At 66.0% G+C, this 18,865-nt stretch carries 18 protein-coding genes; 16 read left to right on the top strand and 2 right to left on the bottom strand.

Features of this window, described 5'->3' with window-relative positions; translation table 11 throughout:
- Positions 1-181: 181 nt before the first annotated feature.
- From glgX to rnd, 3 genes are all read left to right on the top strand, one after another.
- Positions 182-2,458, top strand: a complete 2,277-nt coding sequence (glgX, locus tag GSQ92_RS15785) for a glycogen debranching protein GlgX (protein ID WP_158802628.1) — start codon at positions 182-184, stop codon at positions 2,456-2,458.
- Between the two features lie 947 nt (positions 2,459-3,405).
- Positions 3,406-3,690, top strand: coding sequence for a hypothetical protein (locus GSQ92_RS15780; protein ID WP_158802629.1), 285 nt, complete (start codon positions 3,406-3,408; stop codon positions 3,688-3,690).
- A gap of 85 nt (positions 3,691-3,775) precedes the next feature.
- Positions 3,776-4,984, top strand: a complete 1,209-nt coding sequence (gene rnd, locus GSQ92_RS15775; protein ID WP_158802630.1) for a ribonuclease D — start codon at positions 3,776-3,778, stop codon at positions 4,982-4,984.
- Between the two features lie 45 nt (positions 4,985-5,029).
- On the opposite strand, the gene GSQ92_RS15770 is transcribed toward rnd, so the two are convergent.
- Both GSQ92_RS15770 and GSQ92_RS15765 read right to left on the bottom strand, forming a co-directional pair.
- Positions 5,030-5,248: a hypothetical protein gene (locus GSQ92_RS15770; protein ID WP_158802631.1), complete on the bottom strand. Its 219-nt coding sequence runs from the start codon at positions 5,246-5,248 to the stop codon at positions 5,030-5,032.
- 239 nt (positions 5,249-5,487) lie between these two features.
- On the bottom strand, positions 5,488-6,810 hold the full coding sequence (locus GSQ92_RS15765; protein WP_158802632.1) for an MFS transporter: 1,323 nt from the start codon (positions 6,808-6,810) through the stop codon (positions 5,488-5,490).
- A 48-nt stretch (positions 6,811-6,858) separates the two neighbouring features.
- Here GSQ92_RS15765 and der point away from each other — a divergent pair, with 48 nt between their 5' ends.
- The 13 genes from der (at position 6,859) to GSQ92_RS15700 (ending at position 18,790) form a co-directional block, all read left to right on the top strand.
- Complete coding sequence (der, locus tag GSQ92_RS15760) at positions 6,859-8,220, top strand: ribosome biogenesis GTPase Der (protein WP_158802633.1); 1,362 nt, start codon at positions 6,859-6,861, stop codon at positions 8,218-8,220.
- Positions 8,221-8,531: 311 nt separating this feature from the next.
- Complete coding sequence (gene lexA / locus GSQ92_RS15755) at positions 8,532-9,266, top strand: transcriptional repressor LexA (RefSeq protein ID WP_158802634.1); 735 nt, start codon at positions 8,532-8,534, stop codon at positions 9,264-9,266.
- A gap of 161 nt (positions 9,267-9,427) precedes the next feature.
- The gene (locus GSQ92_RS15750) at positions 9,428-10,180 is read left to right on the top strand and encodes a YebC/PmpR family DNA-binding transcriptional regulator (protein ID WP_158802635.1); all 753 of its coding nucleotides are present in this window, start codon (positions 9,428-9,430) and stop codon (positions 10,178-10,180) included.
- A gap of 64 nt (positions 10,181-10,244) precedes the next feature.
- Positions 10,245-10,769 carry a crossover junction endodeoxyribonuclease RuvC gene (gene ruvC, locus GSQ92_RS15745; RefSeq protein WP_158802636.1) on the top strand — a complete coding sequence of 175 codons (525 nt, stop codon included), beginning with the start codon at positions 10,245-10,247 and terminating at the stop codon, positions 10,767-10,769.
- Positions 10,766-11,377 (top strand): Holliday junction branch migration protein RuvA, encoded by a 612-nt coding sequence (gene ruvA, locus GSQ92_RS15740; protein WP_158802637.1) that lies wholly within the window; start codon positions 10,766-10,768, stop codon positions 11,375-11,377. Before ruvC ends, ruvA begins: the two co-directional genes overlap by 4 nt.
- Positions 11,374-12,462 (top strand): Holliday junction branch migration DNA helicase RuvB, encoded by a 1,089-nt coding sequence (ruvB, locus tag GSQ92_RS15735; protein WP_158802638.1) that lies wholly within the window; start codon positions 11,374-11,376, stop codon positions 12,460-12,462. The genes ruvA and ruvB overlap by 4 nt, the downstream gene beginning before the upstream one ends.
- 198 nt (positions 12,463-12,660) lie before the next feature.
- Positions 12,661-13,128, top strand: coding sequence for a tol-pal system-associated acyl-CoA thioesterase (gene ybgC / locus GSQ92_RS15730; RefSeq protein WP_305782227.1), 468 nt, complete (start codon positions 12,661-12,663; stop codon positions 13,126-13,128).
- Positions 13,129-13,146: 18 nt separating this feature from the next.
- Positions 13,147-13,863 (top strand): protein TolQ, encoded by a 717-nt coding sequence (gene tolQ / locus GSQ92_RS15725; protein ID WP_158802639.1) that lies wholly within the window; start codon positions 13,147-13,149, stop codon positions 13,861-13,863.
- Between the two features lie 3 nt (positions 13,864-13,866).
- On the top strand, positions 13,867-14,373 hold the full coding sequence (gene tolR, locus GSQ92_RS15720) for a protein TolR (protein ID WP_158802640.1): 507 nt from the start codon (positions 13,867-13,869) through the stop codon (positions 14,371-14,373).
- A gap of 68 nt (positions 14,374-14,441) precedes the next feature.
- Positions 14,442-15,572 (top strand): hypothetical protein, encoded by a 1,131-nt coding sequence (locus GSQ92_RS15715; RefSeq protein ID WP_159013671.1) that lies wholly within the window; start codon positions 14,442-14,444, stop codon positions 15,570-15,572.
- 110 nt (positions 15,573-15,682) lie between these two features.
- On the top strand, positions 15,683-16,966 hold the full coding sequence (tolB, locus tag GSQ92_RS15710; RefSeq protein ID WP_371417989.1) for a Tol-Pal system beta propeller repeat protein TolB: 1,284 nt from the start codon (positions 15,683-15,685) through the stop codon (positions 16,964-16,966).
- Positions 16,967-17,187: 221 nt separating this feature from the next.
- A complete protein-coding gene (locus GSQ92_RS15705; protein ID WP_158802643.1) occupies positions 17,188-17,700 on the top strand; it encodes an OmpA family protein in 513 nt (170 codons plus the stop codon).
- A gap of 220 nt (positions 17,701-17,920) precedes the next feature.
- Positions 17,921-18,790 (top strand): tol-pal system YbgF family protein, encoded by an 870-nt coding sequence (locus tag GSQ92_RS15700; RefSeq protein ID WP_158802644.1) that lies wholly within the window; start codon positions 17,921-17,923, stop codon positions 18,788-18,790.
- The last annotated feature ends 75 nt before the right edge of the window (positions 18,791-18,865 follow it).

The raw sequence follows: 18,865 nt of genomic DNA, 5'->3' as shown, positions 1-18,865 counted from the left end.
CGGCGAGGCTTCGCAGCCATGGCGAAAGCAAGGTTTCATCGGGGAGAATAAGGCAACCGGACTTGGCCTTGAGCACGACTCGCCCTAGGAGCGACGCAACTTTATGCTCGGGGCGTCGACTACCCGCCGTGCCATCTGCGCCGGCGGCACCAAATAGCCTGGGTCAGCGGGAGTGCATGCCATGCCGAGCGTCGGAAGTCGTCTTCGGGAAGGTCTTCCCTATCCTCTTGGCGCCACCTGGACTGGTCTTGGCGTCAACTTCGCGCTGTTCTCGGCCAATGCCACGAAGGTCGAGCTCTGCCTGTTCGATGATTCCGGGGAGCGGGAAATCGAGCGCATTGCGCTGCCGGAATATACTGATGAGATCTTCCACGGCTTCCTGCCCTATGCGCGGCCCGGCACCGTCTATGGCTACAGGGTCCACGGCCCCTTCGCGCCGGAGGGCGGGCATCGCTTCAACCCCAACAAGCTGGTGCTGGACCCCTATGCGCGCTCGGTGGTGGGGCCGCTCACCTGGAACCCGGCGCTGTTCGGCTACACCCTGGGGCATCGCGACGCCGACCTCTCCTATGACGAGCGTGACAGCGCTCCCTTCATGCCGCGCTGCCGGGTCATCGACCCCGCCTTCACCTGGGGCCGAGACCGTCCGCCCGCGGTGCCGTGGGAGCGCACAGTCCTCTACGAGGCGCATGTCCGGGGACTGACCAAGCTCCATCCCGAATTGCTGCCCGAGGAGCGCGGAACCTATCGCGGCCTCGCCTCCGTCCCGATGATCCGGCACCTCAAGCGCATGGGCGTCACCACGGTCGAGGTACTGCCGATCCATCGTTTCGTGGATGATTCTTACCTCGTCGAGCAAGGGCTTGAGAATTACTGGGGCTACAGCACGCTCTGCTTCTTCGCCCCCGCCCGGCGCTACGCGCAATCCCAGGACGCCGCCTTCTTCGAGTTCAAGGAGATGGTGGCGCGGTTTCACGATGCGGGGATCGAGCTGGTGCTCGACGTCGTCTACAATCACACCGCCGAGGGGAATGAGCTGGGGCCGACCCTATCCTTCAAGGGCATCGACAACGCCAGCTACTACCGGCTGCTGCCCGACAAGCCGCGCTACTACATCAATGACACGGGCACGGGGAACACCGTCAACCTCAGCCATGCGCGTGTCATCCGCATGGTGATGGACAGCCTCCGCTATTGGACGACCGAGATGCATGTCGATGGTTTCCGTTTCGACCTCGGCACCATCCTGGCGCGTGAACCGCATGGCTTCGACGAGCAAAGCGGCTTCCTCAAGGCGGTCGAGCAGGACCCTGTTCTGGCCTCGGTCAAACTCATCGCCGAGCCTTGGGATTGCGGCCCCGGCGGCTACCAGGTCGGTGGCTTTCCGCCGGGCTGGGCCGAGTGGAACGATAAGTTCCGCGACACCACGCGCGGCTATTGGAAAGGCGACGAGGGCATGATGGCGGAGTTTGCCTCGCGCATCGTCGGTTCGGCCGATGTCTTCGACCGGCGGGGGCGCAAAAGCTGGGCCTCGGTCAACTTCATCACCGCGCATGACGGTTTCACGCTCAATGATCTCGTCACCTATAACGACAAGCACAACGAGGCGAATGGCGAGGACAACCGCGACGGCCACGACCACAATCTGAGCTGGAACTGCGGCGTCGAGGGACCGACCGACGATCCTGAGATCAACGCGCTGCGCGACCGCCAGATCCGCAACATGCTGGCGACGCTGCTACTGTCGAAAGGCACGCCGATGCTGCTGGGAGGCGACGAACTCGGCCGCACACAGCAGGGCAACAACAACGCCTATTGCCAGGATAATCCGATCAGCTGGGTCGATTGGGAAGGCGGCCAGAGATCCGAGTTCCTGACGCGTTTCGTGAGCGGGCTGCTGGCGGTGCGTCGCCGCTTTCCGCTGTTGCAGCGCGGGCGTTTTCTGAACGGCGAATGGGATGAGGAGCTGGGCCTCAAGGACGTGACCTGGCTCACGCCCGATAACGACGAGATGTTGGAGGATCATTGGACCGAGGGACATGCGCGCTGCATGGGCATGCTCCTCGACGGCCGGGCGCAGGCCACCGGCATCCAGCAACGCGGCACGGATGCGACGCTGCTGCTGATCTTCAATGCACATCATGACGTGGTGACCTTCCTGCTTCCAGAGGTCGTCGGCGGCCGGGAGTGGCGGCTATTGATCGACACCAGACTGGCGGATGGCGGCTTCGACAGCGAAGTCGAGGGCGAGGAATCGCCATTTCCGTTCGAGCATCCCTATGCCGTCACCGGCCGGTCGTTTCTGCTGTTCGAGCTGGTGCTCGACCCGAGCTACGCCAGCGCGCGGACGCGCCGCCGGGAGCGGCTGGCCCGCGCCCCGGTTCCGGTGGATGCCGACCAGAGTTTCGCGACCACGATCGAGATCGCGGAGGAGGAATTGGCGGCGGAGGAGGCCTGAGCCGAAGCGGCGCTTAGGCGTCGCTCGGGCCCGTCGCCTTAACCTGAAACTCGGACTCCGAAGTCTTTTCCAGTTGCGAAGGGTCCGGCCTTTCACCGCTTGTCAAACGCATCGGTTCCGGGCGCGAAAATCTTGAGGCCAAGACAGCCGTATGCGTAGGAGTAGCGTTGCAATAGGAGAACGTTTGTGCCCCCCTCAGTCGGCCGCGAAGCATCGCACCGCCCTCCCGAGACGAAGTCCGCCAACGCGACATCATCTGCGTCCGTTTGCACCAGCGGGACGGAGAGCGGCCCCTCTTTCCAGACAGAACTGGACCGGGAAATGACTCAACTGGAGACAGAGCAGCCGCCAGGCAGCGGCCAGCCCCCCACCGACGACGCAACGGAGAGGTTACTGTTGCTGCAGCAGATGGCTGCGAACGGCGGCTTACCCGCTGGTAGCACCGTTACACGCGGATTTCAGGCAGCCTAGGTTTACCCCCGAGGGCTTGCCGCAACGCAGTCCGCCTGCGCGGCTTTCGCTCAGGCCATTTGGCCCGATCAACAGCCGCGCTGCCGGTGCGCCCCAGGCCGCCTTTTCCGCCTCGACTTCATTGCGACCTCGAGGATCTCGCCGCGCCGCACGGCCGGTTGAAGAGCGAGCCTTTGTCACTATTCGCACCGAATTCACCCGCCCCGCGCCACGCCGCCGCTGAATGCGGACGCGCCTTTCGCGACCACCATCGAGATCTTGGCGGAGGAATTGCCGGGGGAAAGGCCTGAGCCGGAGCATGTCTTGCGCTTCACTTGAGCGCGTCGCCTTAACCTCAGGCCCGCTGTCTAAAGTCTTTTCCGGCTGCGAAGGGTGAGGCCTTTCGCCGCTCGCCGGACACAGTGATTTCAGGCGCGAAAATCTTGAGGCCGATACAGCGGCGTGTCTAGTTGCAGCGTTGCAACAGGAGAACGACTATGCCCGCCCCAATCGGCCACGAAGCATCCCACTGTGCCGAGAAGCACCCCGCCGACTCAACTTCGGCTTCGTCCGGCAGCGCCGGCGGGACGGATAGCGATGCCTCTTTCCAAGCAGAACTGGAGGAATTAGAGGAGAAACTGGCGGCACAGTCGAGTAACGACGAGGCAACGACTCCAGACTCGTCCACGGCGGTGGAGCAGCAAATAGCAGCACTACTGGCGCAGATGGGTGTCGGCGCCAGCGCGGCCAGCGCCCCAAGCACTACTCCGCCCGCGGCATAACCTCCAATCCGCGCCGGAGGCTGCCCGCGAGGCTCATCCACCGGCGCGGCTTTCGCCAGGGCCATGCGGCCTATACAACAGCCACATGGCCCGTCCGCCCCAGATCGCCTTCCCCGCCCCCGACTTCATTGCGACCTCCGAGGATCTCGCCGCGCTCTGCGCCCGGTTGAAGAGCGAGCCCTTCGTCACCATCGACACCGAATTCATCCGCGAGCGCACCTATTGGCCCGAACTTTGTGTCGTGCAGCTCGGCGGCGCCAGCGAGGTCGCGGTTATCGACGCGCAGGTGCCAGGCATCGACATGGCGCCGCTCGGCGAATTACTTGCCGATCCCGCGGTGGTGAAGGTCTTCCATGCCGCGCGGCAGGATGTGGAAATCTTCCTGCTGATGTTCGGCGCGCCGCCGACGCCGATCTTCGATACCCAGATCGCCGCGATGGTCGCGGGCTTCGGCGACCAGGTTGGCTATGATGCACTGGTATCCGCCTTGACCGGCACGCAGATCGACAAATCCCATCGCTTCAGTGACTGGTCGGCGCGCCCGCTCTCGGCCTCCCAGCTAACCTACGCCGCGGCCGACGTGACCCACCTGCGGACGGTCTACGAGAAGCTGCTCGTGAAACTGGAGCAGGAGGAGCGGACGGATTGGGTGGCAGAGGAGATGGCGGCGCTCGCCGACCCCGCGCTCTATCGCGCCGATCCCGAAACGCAGTGGCTTAGGCTCAAGCTGCGGCCGAATGGCCGGCGGCAGGCTGGCCTGCTACGCGCGATCGCCGCCTGGCGCGAGCGCGAGGCCCAGCGAGTCAATATCCCACGCGGCCGGCTGGTGAAGGACGAGGCGATCGCGGAGATCGCGGCTCTCGCACCCGAAACGCCGGATGCCTTGTCCCGCGCCCGGGGCGTCACGCGCGGCTTCGCCGAGGGCAAAAGCGGGCTTTCGTTGCTCGCAGCCATCGCCGCCGCCAAGGCGCTGCCCGAGGACGCTTTGCCCGAACTGGGCGTTGGACGGGAGCGGGACGGGCCACGGCCCTCGCCGGCCCTGCTGGCGCTGCTGCGCGTCTTGCTGGCGGCCAAGAGTGAGGAACATCGCGTGGCTCCTCGCCTGCTGGCGTCATCGGAGGATCTCGACCGGCTGGCGACCGAGGAAAGCCCCGAGGTGCCAGCCATGCGCGGCTGGCGTCACCGCATGTTCGGCGCCGATGCCATGGCACTCAAGGAGGGCCGGATCGCGCTCGCCACGCGCGGCAAGCGCATTCGGCTGGTGAGCCTGGTGACGGAGGGCGCGCCTGCCTGAACGACTATTCGAATGCGCGCCGCACTCTCGAAGCCTGCGCCGGCTCTATTGGCCGCTGCCTGTCCTGCGCGATGACGTCGCACCCGGTCCTTTGCCCGGAACGGAGCGCTGACGAGCGCGCTGCAATTCACGTTGCAACCGCTCGACCTCAAGCTGCAGCGCCTCCAGACGATCCGCTGTTTCCTCGGCGGCCAGGCGGGCGTCCCGGTTTTTCCGGCGCAGCGTGCTATTGGCGCGGCACAGCTTGTCGATGCGGGCGAGCAATGCAGGCTTGCTTGGAGCCTCGGCTGCCCGTGGCGCAGCACGTGTAGGGCGCGCAACCGTCATTGCGGAGACCCGCGCACCGTTCTGAAATCCCCCAGCTTCGTGAGCCCGCACACCTACCGTCCCTGCCTTTTGGCGCCTGTTGCGAGACGGCACACCGTGCCGCCAGGCATGCCTGACCGGTCCGGGAACCGCCGTCGTTACATTACGACACAAACGGCAGAAAAAGCTCGCTCACTCTAACGCGAGCGGGCAGATGACAGTGCAGCGCCCGTCGCCTTACCGCGTCGCGGGGCGCGGCGGCCCGAGCCGCCGATATCCGGCAAGAAGACGCCGAGGAGCCCGATCAGCGGCAGAAGCGAGCAGATCTGGTAGGTAACGACGATTCCCGCATGATCCGCGAGCAGACCAATCAGCGCGGCACCAAGGCCACCCATCCCGAAAGCCAGACCGAGGAACAGGCCAGAGACAGTGCCAACCTTCCCCGGCATCAACTCCTGCGCGTAGACGACAATCGCAGGCATCGCGGAAGCCAGGATGACGCCGATGATGACGGACAGCACGGCGGTCCAGAACAGACCCACGAAGGGCAGAGCCAAGGTGAAGGGCAGGATGCCGAGGATCGAAACCCAGATCACCGGCTTACGTCCGATGCGGTCCCCGATCGGGCCACCGACAAGCGTGCCCAGGGCCACCGCGCCGAGGAAGACGAATAGATAGATCTGCGCCGCCTGCACCCCGAGGTGGAAGCGGTGGATGAGGTAGAAAGTGTAGTAGCTGGTAAGGCTCGTCAGATAAAAATACTTCGAGAAGACGAGCAGCGTCAGCACCACCATGGCCCAGGCGACGCGGCGCCCTGGCAGCCTCTCCACATCGGCGACGGCGCGCGGCGGACGCCGGGCGGTTTCGAGCAAGCGTCCATGATACCAGCGCCCAACCCCCGCCAGCACCAGGATCGCGATGAGCGCCAGCGACGCCGACCAGATGATGCTGTGCTGGCCGAAAGGCACCACCAGGAAGGCGGCGAGCAACGGTCCCATCGCGGTGCCGGCATTGCCGCCGACCTGGAAAACCGACTGCGCGAAGCCGTGACGGCCGCCCGAGGACATCCGCGCGACGCGCGAGGATTCCGGGTGAAATACCGAGGAGCCCAGCCCGATCAGCGCCGCCGCCACCAGGAGGATGACGAAACTCCAGGCGAAGCCGAGCAGGACCAGACCGACGAAAGTGAAGACCATGCCGGAGGCCAGCGAGAAAGGCTGCGGCTTGCGGTCGGTATAGAGCCCGATGAGCGGCTGCAGCAGTGACGCCGTGACCTGAAAGGTGAAGGTCAGGAAGCCGATCTGTACGAAGTTCAGATTGAACTCGTGCTTGAGCAGCGGATAGATCGCCGGCAGCAGCGACTGCATGCTGTCGTTGAGAAAATGCGAAAAACTAATGGCCAGCAGAATGATCATCACCGTGCCCTCGGCGGCAACGCCGTAGCGCGGAACAGTCTGGGAATTGGTCTGAGGGTCAGCCCCTGGCCCCTGGCCGGGGCGCTCAATCACACGATCGCTCATGAACCCCCCTTACTCCCCTAGGGCATTCGGCAGTATTGCCCGTCTCGCATGGAAACCCCGCTCGTCGTAATCGCTGGCCGACCCAATGTCGGCAAGAGCAGCCTCTTCAACCGACTCGTCGGCCGCCGCCAGGCGCTGGTCGCCGATCAGCCGGGCCTTACCCGTGACCGCCAGGATGCCACGTGCATGCTGGGCGGCCGGGAAGTCCGCATCGTCGATACGGCGGGGCTGGAGGAAGCGCCGCCGGAAAGCCTGTCCGGCCGGATGAGAGCTGGTGCGGCGAGCGTGCTGGAACAAGCCGATCTCATCCTGTTTGTGGTCGATGCCCGCGCCGGCATCCTGCCGCCGGACGCCCATTTCGGCACCTGGCTGCGCCGTCTCGGCCGGCCGGTGATGCTGGTCGCCAATAAGGCCGAGGGCCGCGCCGGCACCGCGAACGCTTTCGACGCCTATACGCTAGGCCTCGGCGACCCGATCGCGGTCTCGGCCGAGCATGGCGAAGGCATGAGCCATCTCATGAGCGAGATCGCCGAGCGCCTGCCTCCAGCCGCCGAGGAAATCGGCGAGGAAGCGGAACCCAGCGAGGGACGGCCGCTGCGCCTTGTCATCCTCGGGCGACCGAATGCGGGGAAATCGACCCTGGTCAATCGCCTGCTCGGCCAGGACCGCATGCTGACCGGACCGGAACCTGGGATCACCCGCGACGCGATCACCTTGCCGCTGCACGACACGGAGGGCGGCGTCTACGAACTTGTCGATACCGCCGGGCTGCGCCGCCGCGCGCGGGTGCAGGACGATGTGGAGAAGCTCTCCACCGCCGCCACCATCAACGCCATGCGCTTCGCCGAGGTGGTGGTTCTGACCGTCGATGCGAATGACGGGCTGCACGATCAGGACCTTCAGATCGCCCGGCTGGTCGAGCGCGAGGGGCGCGCGATGGTGGTCGCGCTCAACAAGTGGGATGCCGTACCAGACCGGGAAGCCGTGCGGCGCGCCGTGTCGGATCGGCTGGAGCGCAGCTTGGCGCAGCTCAAAGGCGTCCCTGTCGTGACCATCAGCGCTCTGACGGGCTCGGGGATGCAGCGGCTATTGCCGGCGGTGCGGGCGGTTCACGCCACCTGGAACAAGCGCGTGCCAACATCGGCGCTCAACCGCTGGTTCGCCGATGCGCTGAGCCGCCATCCGCCGCCGGCGGTGCAGGGCCGCCGGCTAAAGCTGCGCTACATCACCCAGGCCAATGCTCGGCCGCCGACATTCGTGGTGTTTGGCACCCGTGCGGAGGCGACGCCCGAGGATTACCGGCGATACCTGGTCAATACTTTGCGCGAGGTCTTCGAACTGCCGGGCGTTCCGCTGCGGATCGACTTCCGTGGTTCGGTCAATCCGTATGCAGATGGCGACAGGGACTAGGGCAAAGCAAGAACCCACCTTCACCCCTCGCTTGCTGCGAGGGATGAAGGTGGGTGGAAGCGAGACAGGAACTCCCTTCCCTGCAAGGAGAGGGTCGGGGGTGGGTTGTCTCAAACACCGCCTTCCAAGACTTCCACGCCACTTCGTCTCGTTTGATTGACGAACTGCCCACAGTGTTCTCTGCCAAAAGACTAGACTCGAAACGTTCCTCTCGCTTGACGCGGCTCGGCGCGACCACATAGAAGTCGCATTGTTGCCGATTTGTTCCGCTCTTTCAGCGGCAAGGTGACCGTCTTTCGGGGTGCAGGACCATGTTGACGCGTAAGCAGCATGAATTACTGGTCTTCATCGACCGCCATCTCAAATCCGCCGGCTATTCGCCGAGCTTTGACGAGATGAAGGAGGCATTAAACCTCAAGTCTAAATCGGGCATCCATCGCCTGATCTCGGCGCTTGAGGAACGCGGCTTCCTCAGCCGGCGCCACCATCAGGCGCGGGCGCTGGAAGTGCTGCGGATGCCAGCCGATTCGCTCAATCCGATTGCGCGGGACATCAGACCGGCCGCGAAAGCGGTCGCGGGCCGGGAGGCTGGTTTCGCGCCGACCGTTATTCGCGGTGATTTCTCCGGGCGCCTGCCGGGTGTTCGCGCGGCGCATGAAGCGGGCGCGGTGCAACTCCCCCTCTATGGCCGCATCGCCGCCGGCCTCCCGCGCGAGGCGCTGCGCGATACCTCCGAACACATCGAAGTGCCAGTCGCGCTGCTCGGCTCCGGCGAGCATTACGCGCTGGAGGTTGCCGGCGATTCCATGATCGAAGCCGGGATCCTGGACGGGGACACGGTCATCATCCGCCGCGTCGAGACCGCCGAAACCGGACAGATCGTCGTCGCATTGGTTGATGACAATGAAGTCACGCTCAAGCGGCTGCGCAAGCGCGGCAATTCGATCGCGCTCGAACCCGCCAATCCACGTTACGAGAGCCGGATATTTCCCGCTGAACGCGTGCGCGTGCAGGGCCGTCTGGTGGCGCTGCTCCGCCGCTACTGATCCAAAGCCAGACCGGGTTGCGGGGCTGAGCCTCGAGCGCCCGCAGCCGGAGAAATCAGGCCCGGCACTGAAGGACGCCGCGACTGATCCCGGCTTGACGGGGCGGGGCGGGTTGGCGGAGACCAAGGCTTTCCTCAGACCCGCCTTCCGGAGCCTTCCCCATGGCCGGCCATAGCCAGTTCAAGAATATCATGCACCGCAAGGGCGCGCAGGATGCGCGGCGCGCCCGCCAGTTCGCGAAGCTCATTCGCGAGATCACGGTATCGGCCCGCCAAGGGCTGCCCGACCCGGCCTCCAATCCGCGCCTCCGCTCCGCCGTGCTCGCGGCGCGGAAGGAGAATATGCCCAAGGATACGGTCGACCGCGCCATCAAGAAGGCCGGGTCCGGCGCTGGCCCCGGCGAGGAATATGCCGAGGTCCGCTACGAGGGCTACGGCCCCTCAGGCGTCGCCGTCATCGTCGAGGCGCTGACCGACAACCGCAACCGCACCGCGTCGGACATCCGCGCCGCCTTCAGCAAGCATGGCGGCGCACTGGGCGAAACCAACGCGGTCAGTTTCATGTTCGAGCGGCTGGCCGTGATCCGCTATCCCGCCGCCGCCGCCAGCGCAGATGCCATGCTCGAAGCCGCCATCGAGGCAGGTGCCGACAATGTCGAGAGCAGCGACGAGGCACATGAGATCACCGGCACGATCGAGAGCTTCTTCGCGATGCAGGAGTCTTTGGAGGCACGCTTCGGTCCGCCCGAAAGCGCCAAGCTCGACTGGCGGCCGCGCACCACGGTTCCGCTCGATGAGGAGGCCGCGACCTCCGTGCTCAAGCTGCTCGATATCCTCGACGAGTCGGACGACGTGCAGAACGTCTATGCAAATTTCGACCTGCCCGAGGCGGTGCTGCAGAAGCTGTCCGGATGAGGGTTGAGAGTGCCCGCCTGCCGGGGCTTCACGCCTCAGGCTTCGACGGGCGTAGGATCGCCCCATGACCGTCATCCGCATCCTTGGCATCGATCCCGGCCTCCGCATTACCGGCTGGGGCGTTGTGGAATCGGAGGGCAACCGCCTGCGGCATATCGCGGATGGCATCGTGCTGACCGACAGCGACGCCGGTGTTCCGGAGCGGCTCCGCGCGCTGCACGAGGCGCTGAGCGCCCTCATCGAGACCTACCGGCCGCAGGAAGCGGCGGTCGAGGAGACCTACGTCAACATGAACGCCACCGCGACACTCAAGCTCGGCTATGCCCGAGGCGTGGCGCTGCTGGCGCCCGCGCTGGCCGGGATCATCGTCGCCGAATATGGCGCGAAAACCGTGAAACTGTCGGTGGTCGGCACGGGTGGCGCGGACAAGAACCAGGTCGGCCTCATGGTCCGCCGGTTGCTGCCTGGCGCCACGCTCAAGCGCGCGGATGCGGCGGATGCGCTGGCCGTCGCCATCTGCCACGCGCACCACCGCTCCAGCCGCAATGCCTGGGGCCAGCCGGCGCGCGAAAGGAGCCTCACGCCATGATCGGCAGCCTACGCGGCACCGTCGATGGCCATGAGGATGGACGCTGTATCATCGACGTCGGCGGCGTGGGCTATCTCGTCCATGCCTCATCCCGCACGCTGTCCAACCTGCCCGCCCCTCCGGCGGAAGCGAGGCTGCTCATCGAGACCTTCGTGCGGGAGGATGCGATCACCCTCTACGGCTTCGCCACCTCCGCCGAGCGCGCCTGGTTCCGGCTGCTGACAACGGTGCAGAGTGTGGGGCCGCGCGTGGCGCTGGCTATCCTCTCCACCCTCTCGGCGGACGAGCTGTCCTTCGCCATCGCCAGCGGCGACCGCGCGTCGCTCGGCCGGGCGCCCGGCGTCGGGCCGAAGCTCGCGGCGCGGCTGGCCTTGGAGTTGCGGGAGAAAGCCGGCGCCCTTTCGCAGCCGGTCAGCTTGGCCGAGGGCCTCCAGGCACCGGGCGGCATGCCGAGCGGCACCGCCGGGGACGCGCTTTCGGCGCTTCTCAACCTCGGCTATCGGCGGCCGGAAGCGCAGGCGGCGCTCAATCGCGCGCAATCCCGGCTCGGCGATAATGCCGATCTCGACAGCCTGATCCGCGCCTGTCTGCGAGAACTCGCGCAATGAGCGGGCGGAAAAGCCGGGGCAGTCCGGCCGCCGAGCCCGAAAGCGAGGACCGCACAGTCTCCTCGACGCGTGCGCCGGAGGACTCTGGAGAGGGGAACCTGCGGCCGCAAACCCTGGCGGATTTCGTCGGGCAGGAAGGCAGCCGGCGCAACCTCGCGATCTTCGTCGAGGCAGCTCGGCAGCGGGGCGAGGCGCTGGACCACGTGTTGCTGCACGGTCCACCGGGCCTCGGTAAGACCACGCTGGCGCAGATCGTGGCGCGGGAACTGGGCGTGGGCTTCCGCGCGACCTCGGGCCCCGTGATCCAGAAGGCGGGCGACCTCGCCGCGATCCTGACCAACCTGCAGCCGCGCGACGTGTTGTTCATCGACGAGATCCACCGCCTGCAGCCGGCCATCGAGGAGGTGCTTTATCCCGCGATGGAGGATTTCCAGCTCGACTTGGTGATCGGCGAGGGTCCGGCGGCGCGCACGCTGCGCATTGACCTGCAGCCCTTCACGCTGGTCGGCGCCACGACACGCTCCGGGCTTCTGGCGACGCCGCTGCGCGACCGTTTCGGCATTCCGTTGCGGCTGGTGCTCTATACGCCGGAGGAGCTGAAGCTGATCGTGGCGCGCGGCGCCCGGCTGCTCGGTTTCGACCTCTCCTCCGAGGGTGCGGAGGAAATCGCGCGCCGGTCGCGCGGGACACCGCGCGTTGCTGGGCGTCTGCTGCGGCGGGTGCGGGATTTCGCCTTGGTGGAAGGCCAGTCGCGGGTGGATCGGGATACGGCGGATGCCGCGCTGATCCGGCTGGAGGTCGATGCGCGCGGGCTGGATGCGATGGATCGCCGCTATCTGCGCCGGATCGCAGAGCACCATGCCGGCGGGCCGGTCGGAGTCGAGACGCTGGCGGCGGCCCTGGCGGAAGCGCGCGACACGCTGGAGGATGTCATCGAGCCCTATCTCATCCAGGAGGGATTTGTCCTGCGAACCAGCCGTGGGCGAATGCTGGGCACCCCGGGCTGGCGGCATCTGGACTTAGCACCACCGCCGCTCTCGCCTGAGCAGCGCGACCTGCTCTCGGATCTGCCGTCCTCGCCATAGAGCCTGATGATCCAGTATTGAACGGGGACCCGCAGATCCGTCATGGCACGCGAAGGCGTGCCATCCACGCCTTGCCTTCGTCGAGCAAGGAAGGCGTGGATGCCCGGCCTTCGCTGAGCATGACCTGGTAGAACGAGCATGGTCAAAACCAGAGACGTCCTGCTGTAGCCAAACCGCGCACGACATAAGGAAGTCTTTATGACCTCGCCCCTGCCGCCTGAGATGGCGGATGGGCTGCACCGTTACGATGTCCGCGTCTATTACGAGGACACCGATGCGGGCGGCATCGTCTATCACGCCAACTATTTGCGCTTCGCCGAGCGCGCCCGCACCGAGTCACTGCGAGCCATGGGCCTGCCGCATAACATTATGATGCTGCAATACGGCATGATCTTCGTGGTGCGGCGCGTTGAAGTGGATTATCAGCGCCCAGCCCGGCTGGACGAGTGGCTGACCGTGGTCACCGCCGCCGTGGAAGTGGGCGCCGCATCACTGATTTTGCGGCAGAGCATTCTGCGCGACAGCGAAACGATCGCTGTCTTGGGCTTGACCTTGGTCAGCATTCGCGCCGAGACGGGGCGCGCGGAGCGGATGCCCGCGCCGTGGCGACTCGCGTTGACGGCGATGAAGACAGCGGCTGGGTCATCACAAGGCTCGGCCGGATAGGAAAAGGGGTTTCGGGAATTGGATCAGGCGGTCAATGCCACCTCGCTGGCGGCGCCCGGTAGCAGCCTCTCGCTCTGGGGGCTGTTCCTCGAGGCGGATATCGTCGTCAAGCTCGTCATCCTCTGCCTTCTCGTGGCAAGCGTGTGGGTCTGGGCGATCATCTTCGAGAAGGTCACCTCCATCCGCCGCGCGAACCGGGAGGCTCTGGCTTTCGAGGATCGTTTCTGGTCCGGCGGCAGCCTGGACGACCTCTATGAGCAGGACGGTCAGAAGCCGACCAATCCTATGGCCGCCGTTTTCGGCGCCGCCATGGGCGAATGGCGCCGCACCAGCCGCATCGCCGGTGCCGATATCAGCCATACGGCGGTCAAGGAACGCGTCGATCGCGCCATGAACGTGACAATCCAGCGCGAGCTGGAGCGGATGGAACGCTGGATGATCTTCCTCGCCTCGATCGGCTCGACCGCACCCTTCATCGGGCTGTTCGGCACCGTCTGGGGCATCATGCACAGCTTCTCGGCCATCGCCGCCATGCACAACACGAACCTCGCCGTGGTCGCGCCAGGCATCGCGGAAGCGCTGTTCGCCACCGCCATCGGCCTCGTCGCCGCCATTCCCTCCGTGCTCGCCTATAACAAGATCGGCACGGACCTGGCGCGTTTCGCGTCCCGGCTCGAGGGTTTCGGCACCGAGTTCAGCGCCATCCTGTCCCGCCAGACCGAAGAGAGGGTCTAGGCGATGGCGATCGGAGGCATGGGCGGCCCGAGAGCCCGCGGACGTTACAAGCCGTTAGCGGAGATTAACGTCACGCCGCTGGTGGACGTCATGCTGGTGCTGCTCATCATCTTCATGGTGACGGCGCCGCTGATGACTTCAGGCGTCACCGTCGATCTGCCGAAGACTGCTGCCAAGCCCGTTAATGCCGATAGCACCCCGATCACCCTCTCGATCAATGCCGAGGGCAAGGTTTTCGTGCAGAACGACCAAGTTCAGATCGGCGAGCTTGTCGGTAAGCTGGAATCGCTCAGCAATGGGCAGACTGATCGCCGCATCTTCGTGCGCGGCGACCAGACCGTGTCCTACGGCCAGATCATGCAGGTGATGGGCACCATCGTCGCCGGCGGGTTCACCAAGGTCGCCTTGCTGGCCCAGCAGCCGAACGGCGCGCCCATGCCTACAGGTGCGGCGCCCGCCACCACGGCTCCCACAAACGCGGCACCGGCTCCGGCCGCCAGCGCTCCGTGAGGGGCGCGGACTTCGGGACGCACGGCTAGGATGGAAACCGACTTGTCCAGCCTTCGCAGAGTTGCACCATGACCCCGGAGATGCGCCGCGGCGCAATCGCCTCCGGCGTGCTGCATGTAGTGCTGCTGGTGGCGCTGCTGATCTCACTGCCGTCCAAGAAGCCGGACGACACGCAGGAACTGGCGGCTGTCTCGGTCGATTTCGTGGGACCCGTGGCACCGGCGCAACAGGCTGATAAGACCGGCAAGGTCGCGGCCCCCGCCGATACCGCCACTACCGTGCAAGCACCGAAGGCGACGCAGGCGCCAACGCCGCAGCCGCTGGAGGATGCGCCACCCCCGCCGCCTCCGCCGCCACCTCCGCCGCAAAGCGACGCACCGCCGACGCCGCCGGTGCCGACACCACCTCCGCCTGCCCCTTCGCCGCCACAGCCGCAGCCGCCACCACCGCAGCCGCCGACACCCACGCCGCCGCTGCCGCAGCCACCCGTGCCGCAGCCGCCGCCAACACCGTCTCCAGACGCGACGCCTTTGCCGCCGCCGCCACCCCCGGCGCCGCAGCCGCCGCAGCCCGAGACGCCGCCGAAACCCACACCGCCGGTCGCCAAGCCGACGCCGCCGACGCCGCCCTCACCGCAGCAGACGGCCGAGGCACAGCCGGCGCTGCCGATGCCGCCACCGCCCGCGCCACCGGCTCCGCCGGCGCCGCCGAGCCCGACCAACCAGCCGCATCCCACGGCAAATCCGGCGCCGATGAGCCAGACCGTGCTCAACACGCTCGATAAGCTGCGATCAATGAACCTCAACCAGAAGGCGCCGACCGCGCGCTACAACCCGCTACAGGGTGGCGCGCCGAATGGCGGCGGCAATCCAAACAACTCCGACGCGACGGCCGCGCTGACCTCGGCACAGCGCGGCGCTATTGGTGACCAGGTCCGCCGGTGCTGGACGATCGACTCTGCCGCCGAGAACGTGCAGCAGATGCGGGTCATGCTGAAGGTGACGACGGATGCCTCCGGCACCGCCCGTCTCGCCCAGGTGGCGCCGTCGGACCAAGGCCGTGCGGCGGGTGACCCGGTGTTCCGCGCCTTCGCCGAACGCGCGGTGCGCGCCGTGCTCGATCCCGCCTGCTCGAATTTACCGCTACCCAAGAGCATGATGGGCGCCAACCAAACCTTCACCTTCCGCTTCAGCCCGTGAAGCTAAAAGCAGGGGATGTCATGACCGACACCAATGAGACCGCCTTCGCCGAAGAGACCGCTCACGGACTGGTGCTGCCCGGTACCATTCGCCGAGTAACCCGGCGGGGCATGATCGGCACGACCATGGCAGCGACCCTTGCCTTGCCCGCCCTCGCCCAGAATGCCGCCCCTGCCGCGGGCGGCCCGACGGCCGTCATCGACGTCAGCCGCGCGCGCACCGCGCCGATCCCGATCGCCATCCCGGCTTTCGGCGGCGGCACCGATGCCGGCGACCTCGTGGGGGTCATTTCCAACGACCTCAACCGCTCCGGACTGTTCCGCATCGTGGACGGCTCGGGCGTCGCCAATGCCAGCGGCGGCACGCCAGATTTCGGCGTCTGGAAGGGCACCGGGGCGCAGGCGCTCGTCACCGGCACCGTGACCCAGTCCGGCAGCCAGCTGCGCGTCGAGTTCAGGCTATGGGATGTGCTGCCCGGCACCCAGTTGCAGGGCACCGCCTATACGACAACGACCAGCAACTGGCGGCGCATCGCCCATATCATCGCCGATGTGATCTATCAGCGGCTGCTCGGCGAGAAGGGCTATTTCGATACCCGCATCGCCTATATCTCGACCACCGGCCCGCGCAACAACCCGACCAAGCGCCTCGCCATCATGGACCAGGACGGCGCCAATAACCGCTTCCTGACGGATGGCAGCTGGACCGCGCTTGGCCCGCGCTTCAGCCCGACGCGCGATCAGCTCGCCTTCATCAGCTACATCGGGCATGCCGTGCGGGTATATGTGTTCGACCTCGGCTCTGGCACGCGGCGGCTGGTGGGCAACTTCCGCACCATGACCTTCGCGCCTCGTTTCAGCCCGGACGGCAACAGTATCATCATGTCGCTGTATCAGAATGGCGGGTCCAGCATCGTCACTTGCTCATTGAGCGGCGGCAATGTGCAGCAACTCACCAGCTCCGGCGCCATCGACAGCTCGCCCTGCTACAGTCCGGACGGAAGCCAGATCGTCTTCGAATCGGATCGCGGCGGCGACCAGCAGCTCTATGTGATGAGCGCCAGCGGTGGCGGCGCGCGGCGCATCAGCTTCGGCTCGGGGCGCTATGGCGACCCGGTGTGGTCGCCCCGCGGCGACCTTATCGCCTTCACCCGCCTCGGCAGCACATTCGGCATCGGCGTCATGGCACCGGATGGCTCGGGCGAGCGGATCCTGTCGGAGAGCTTCGACGTGGAATCGCCCACCTTCTGCCCGAACGGCCGCGTGCTGATGTTCCAGCGCGGCGGCGGCGGCGGCTCCCAGCTCGTCACCATCGACATTACCGGCTTCAACGAGCAGGTGCTGCGGACCTCCACCAGCGCCTCCGATCCAGCCTGGTCACCGCTGCTATCCTGAATTCGGGCCATATCGTTACCTAGACCGGGAAACCCTGCCAAAAGCGGGGTTTTTCTGTGCCCTAGCCTCTGTTAGCTTGACCCGCTCAAGCCGGCGCGGTAATGCGCGCCTAAGGCGAAACTTTCGCTTTTTTGGTGAAGTCTTTCTTCTTGTCGTCAACGACTGTATCCACACTTCGATAGTAGCGTAACCAACCACCCACATTAGGGACCTGGATCGACATGAACATTAAGTTGCTGGGCGCATTTGCCGCCGTCGCGCTATTGGCCGCGTGCGCAAAGCCCGCCGCAACAGGCGTGTCCACCGGCGCAGGCGCCACCGCCATGACCTCCGGCCCCGCCCCGGGCAGCGAAGAGGACCTGGTCGCCAATGTCGGCGATCGCGTGTTCTACGGCTACAACCAGTCCTCCATCAGCGGCGAGTCTTCCACGACGCTCGATCACCAGGGCGCCTGGCTGGGCAAGTATCCGCAAATCGCAGTTCTGGTCGCCGGCAACTGTGACCAGCGCGGTACCGAGCAGTATAACCTCGGTCTCGGCCAGCGCCGCGCCGATGCCGCCCGCGACTACCTTGTCTCCAAGGGCGTAGACGGCTCGCGCATCCAGACCATCAGCTATGGCAAGGACCGCCCGGTCGCCCAGGGCGACGACGAGCAGTCCTATCAACAGAACCGCAACGCGATCACCTCCGTGCAGGGCCACAATCCGCAGGAAGGCACCGGCGCCTCTTCCTAAGGCAGCCGAGGCTCCCGGCGGGAGCGATCACGATCTGGTTTCGGGAGGGGCGGGCAGCGCAGGTTGCCCGCCTTTTCTTTTGAGGGCTTGGCGGAATCCGATTTGATGCGAGGTTCATGCCTCAGCAACGGGCTCGAAAACCTTGACAGCCAATGATAGTCTCGACAGATCGCGGGCGGGGTGCACCCGTCTATCCCGCTGGCCAAAGGATAAGCTCCCGATGAAGACGACGCTGCTCGCTGGCCTTTCCGCGCTTGCGCTTTGCTGCACGGCCCTTGCCCCGGGTGCGGCGCAGGCCCAGAGCGCGGTACAGAGCCAGGAGGGCCTGACGCTGCAGAACGAAATCCTGGCGCTGCAGAACCAGATGCAGCAACTTCAGGGCCAGGTGCAGCAAGGCGGCCAGTCGGCGCCCGCACCCTCCTCGGGAGGCGGCTCCGATTCCGGGCCTTTGACCACACAGTTGCTGCAGCGGGTTGGCACGCTTGAGGACCAGGTACGCACGCTCAACGGCCAGGTTCAGCAGTTGCAGAATCAACTACAGACGCAGAATGCACAGCTTACCAAGCAGATGGGCGACCTCAGCTTCCAGGTTCAGAATGGGCAGAGCGGTGGCGGAGCAGCCGCGGCAGCCGCGGCGGGCGGTGCGGCGGCTGCAGCCTCGGCCCCGGCCGTGCCGAGCGCGCCACCAGCCGGGCCAGGGGCCGCCGCGACGCCCGAATTGTTGCTGCAACAGGGCAATACCGCCCTGCACAACGCGCAGTTCCAGACCTCCGAGGGCATCGCACGCGAAATTCTCGCGAAGCACCGCAAGTCGCCGCGCGCCTATGACGCGCAATTCCTGCTCGCCCAGTCCCTGCAGGGCCAGAAGCGCTACCAGGAAGCGGCGATCGCCTTCGACGATACCTACAACATGAATCACGCGGGGAAGCGGGCACCGAGCGCTCTGTTGGGGCTTTCCGCGACCCTGGCCGCGATCAACCAGAAGGCCGCCGCCTGCGACACTCTGAAGACGCTTAAGACGCAGTTCCCCAATCCGCCGGGCTATCTGGCTTCGCCCATCGCCGCGCAGCACCGCAAACTCGGCTGCTGATATCGTTGGGAGCCAAGCACCACGAGGGCTGGCGTCGGTCGCTGGGGCCGAATTCGCGGCATCGCTGGCGCCACT

This window comes from Acidisoma sp. S159 (genome assembly GCF_009766125.1).
GTDB lineage: Bacteria > Pseudomonadota > Alphaproteobacteria > Acetobacterales > Acetobacteraceae > Acidisoma.
This window is presented reverse-complemented; position numbering and strand designations above follow the sequence as displayed.

Bases quoted from the DNA above. Each gene is read 5' to 3' on its own strand.
- glgX (WP_158802628.1), top strand. From the start codon at position 182: ATGCCGAGCGTCGGAAGTCGTCTTCGGGAAGGTCTTCCCTATCCTCTT.
- GSQ92_RS15780 (WP_158802629.1), top strand. From the start codon at position 3,406: ATGCCCGCCCCAATCGGCCACGAAGCATCCCACTGTGCCGAGAAGCAC.
- rnd (WP_158802630.1), top strand. From the start codon at position 3,776: ATGGCCCGTCCGCCCCAGATCGCCTTCCCCGCCCCCGACTTCATTGCG.
- GSQ92_RS15765 (WP_158802632.1), bottom strand. From the start codon at position 6,810: ATGAGCGATCGTGTGATTGAGCGCCCCGGCCAGGGGCCAGGGGCTGAC.
- der (WP_158802633.1), top strand. From the start codon at position 6,859: ATGGAAACCCCGCTCGTCGTAATCGCTGGCCGACCCAATGTCGGCAAG.
- lexA (WP_158802634.1), top strand. From the start codon at position 8,532: ATGTTGACGCGTAAGCAGCATGAATTACTGGTCTTCATCGACCGCCAT.
- GSQ92_RS15750 (WP_158802635.1), top strand. From the start codon at position 9,428: ATGGCCGGCCATAGCCAGTTCAAGAATATCATGCACCGCAAGGGCGCG.
- ruvC (WP_158802636.1), top strand. From the start codon at position 10,245: ATGACCGTCATCCGCATCCTTGGCATCGATCCCGGCCTCCGCATTACC.
- ruvA (WP_158802637.1), top strand. From the start codon at position 10,766: ATGATCGGCAGCCTACGCGGCACCGTCGATGGCCATGAGGATGGACGC.
- ruvB (WP_158802638.1), top strand. From the start codon at position 11,374: ATGAGCGGGCGGAAAAGCCGGGGCAGTCCGGCCGCCGAGCCCGAAAGC.
- ybgC (WP_305782227.1), top strand. From the start codon at position 12,661: ATGACCTCGCCCCTGCCGCCTGAGATGGCGGATGGGCTGCACCGTTAC.
- tolR (WP_158802640.1), top strand. From the start codon at position 13,867: ATGGCGATCGGAGGCATGGGCGGCCCGAGAGCCCGCGGACGTTACAAG.
- GSQ92_RS15715 (WP_159013671.1), top strand. From the start codon at position 14,442: ATGACCCCGGAGATGCGCCGCGGCGCAATCGCCTCCGGCGTGCTGCAT.
- tolB (WP_371417989.1), top strand. From the start codon at position 15,683: ATGATCGGCACGACCATGGCAGCGACCCTTGCCTTGCCCGCCCTCGCC.
- GSQ92_RS15705 (WP_158802643.1), top strand. From the start codon at position 17,188: ATGAACATTAAGTTGCTGGGCGCATTTGCCGCCGTCGCGCTATTGGCC.
- GSQ92_RS15700 (WP_158802644.1), top strand. From the start codon at position 17,921: ATGAAGACGACGCTGCTCGCTGGCCTTTCCGCGCTTGCGCTTTGCTGC.